Source organism: Mesorhizobium sp. M5C.F.Ca.IN.020.32.2.1 (assembly GCF_004023105.1).
GTDB lineage: Bacteria > Pseudomonadota > Alphaproteobacteria > Rhizobiales > Rhizobiaceae > Mesorhizobium > Mesorhizobium wenxiniae.
This window is the reverse complement of sequence record NZ_RZSX01001043.1, coordinates 1-1,976: the sequence shown is the minus strand read 5'-3', so window position 1 is coordinate 1,976 and position 1,976 is coordinate 1. Positions and strand designations below refer to the sequence as shown.

The window sequence follows — 1,976 nt, the reverse complement described above, 5'->3', positions numbered from 1 at the left end:
CTTCGACAGCTATAAATCAACTTATGGCGAGGCGGTCGCCGGATCCATCCGGTTTTCCGGACTCAATCACGACTTCTTTCTGATCGCCAAGGCCGACCTGCTGCGGCGTCTCGTGGTCGAGCGAAGGCTTCGGCAGGGTGGTGCCGGTGTGCGGGCGCTGGATGTCGGCTGCGGCGTCGGGTCGCTCCACCCTTATCTCGAAGGCGTCTTCGAGCGCCTGGATGGCTGCGACGTCTCGGAAGAATCGATCCTGCGCGCCGGCCAGGTCAATCCAGGTGTGACCTATCGCGCCTGTACCACGCTGAGCCTGCCTTACGAGGACGGCGCGTTCGACCTGGCTTTCGCGAGTTGCGTCGTTCATCACGTTCCGCCCGTCTCCTGGCTCGATTTCTTCCGGGAGATGCGGCGCGTGGTGCGGTCGGGCGGCGTCGCCTGCATCATCGAACACAATCCCTATAACCTGCTGACGCGTCTTGCGGTGTTGCGGTGTCCATTCGACCAGGACGCGGTCCTGCTCAACGCGGCCAAAGCAAGGTCCCTCTTTCAGGAGACGGGCTTCAGCGATATCCGATCTGAGCATTTCCTGCTGCTGCCCTCGGCCAGGCCCTTCGCCCGAAGACTCGAACGCGTGCTCGCGCCCATGCCGCTTGGAGCCCAGTACGCGTGCAGTGCGTATGTCTGAGGGCCGTTCGACCGCCCGCATCGGGCTGAAGCTGCTGGCCCGCTTCGGGTTGGTCGGCATCGCCGCGACAATCCTGTATGCTGCCTTGGCTATCGGTTTGGTCAAATCGGAATGGATCGGCTTCTCGCCTGTCCAAGCATCGCTTGCAGCTTACGCCGCGGCTGCCGTGTTCTCGTATCTCGCCCATAAGTCAGTAACGTTCATGTCGAGCGGATCGCACCGATCGGAAGCTGCACGTTTTCTCCTGCTGACGGCGACAGGCTTCGCCGTGGCTTACGCGGCGCCGGCGCTTTTGACCGCGAAACTCGGCCTGCCGCCCATCATTGCCATTCTGGTTACATGCCTGCTTATTCCAGCGGTCAATCTGCTCATGCTCGACCGATGGGTTTTTGCGCAGCATAGACCCGGCCAGCAAGGCGACCGCTCTACCTAATCCACCTCAATGGCATCCAGCCGGAACGACACCAGCTTGATGGAGCGCTTATAGATGTTGCTGGCGGCCGGAGTTGGCGGAATGCCGTCGAGATAATCGAAGGCAATTTCGAGTGTATCGGCCTTGCCGAGCGCCGCCGATGGAATGACGAACGAGACGGTTCGGGGTTCTTTGCCAGACAGCGTCACCGCATGCGCCCGAACACCGTTCACCGAGACCACAACCCTCTGCGTGATCTGTGGAGGACGAATGACGGCGGCCATCTGCAGCGTGGCTGTCAGCCCGTTGCGCAGCGGCGGTATCTTCACGCGGAGCCGCGAGGTCTCGCCCAGGGAATGGGTGCCGTCGGCGACGGGTCCCGACCAGCCGCAGACCTTTATGCCCGCTGCCTGCTTGGCGCCGTCGTTCCGGAACGATATCGTCTGGCCAAGTGTGTAGCGGCCGACGGCATCGCGGTTGAGGCAGGTCGTCGTCCGATCGATGTAATATGCACGATAATCGGCATTGACGTTCGGATTGAGAGCAAGCGCAAGGATGACGATCTCGGACCCGGCCAGAACCGCCGCGAGCACGTAGCCGCCGAGCGAGGCGGCGCGTCTGTAAGTCCCCAGAGTGTCAGACCAAGGCAAGGTAGCCTCCGATCCACGCCACCGTCGTGAAATAACAGGCGCCGAGGAAGAGAACCAAAGCTGCGAGCCAAATGAGCCTCGACGCCGACAACAGGACGGCGAGCAACATTGTCAGAGGCGCAAGCCCAACGACATATCTGACCATCGAGGCCAGGTTGGTGATCAGCGGCAGGATGATGCAGAGCGCGCAGAAGAGTGCCGCGCCATGTTGTCTTCGAGCCGCCAGAACGGC

General features: G+C 61.9%; 3 protein-coding genes and 1 pseudogene. 2 read left to right on the top strand and 2 right to left on the bottom strand.

What is annotated here, in order from left to right; all coding sequences use genetic code 11:
• Positions 1-682, top strand: a 682-nt coding sequence (locus EOA86_RS32575) for a class I SAM-dependent methyltransferase (RefSeq protein ID WP_164892227.1), incomplete at its 5' end; no start/stop codon positions are given.
• A 49-nt stretch (positions 683-731) separates the two neighbouring features.
• Positions 732-1,115 carry a GtrA family protein gene (locus tag EOA86_RS32570; RefSeq protein WP_245497451.1) on the top strand — a complete coding sequence of 128 codons (384 nt, stop codon included), beginning with the start codon at positions 732-734 and terminating at the stop codon, positions 1,113-1,115.
• On the opposite strand, the gene EOA86_RS32565 is transcribed toward EOA86_RS32570, so the two are convergent.
• Together EOA86_RS32565 and EOA86_RS32560 are read right to left on the bottom strand one after the other, a co-directional pair.
• Positions 1,112-1,744, bottom strand: coding sequence for a hypothetical protein (locus tag EOA86_RS32565; RefSeq protein ID WP_128345344.1), 633 nt, complete (start codon positions 1,742-1,744; stop codon positions 1,112-1,114). The genes EOA86_RS32570 and EOA86_RS32565 overlap by 4 nt on opposite strands.
• A pseudogene (locus EOA86_RS32560) lies at positions 1,731-1,976 on the bottom strand (hypothetical protein); the annotation flags it as partial. The gene EOA86_RS32565 and the pseudogene EOA86_RS32560, both read right to left, overlap by 14 nt.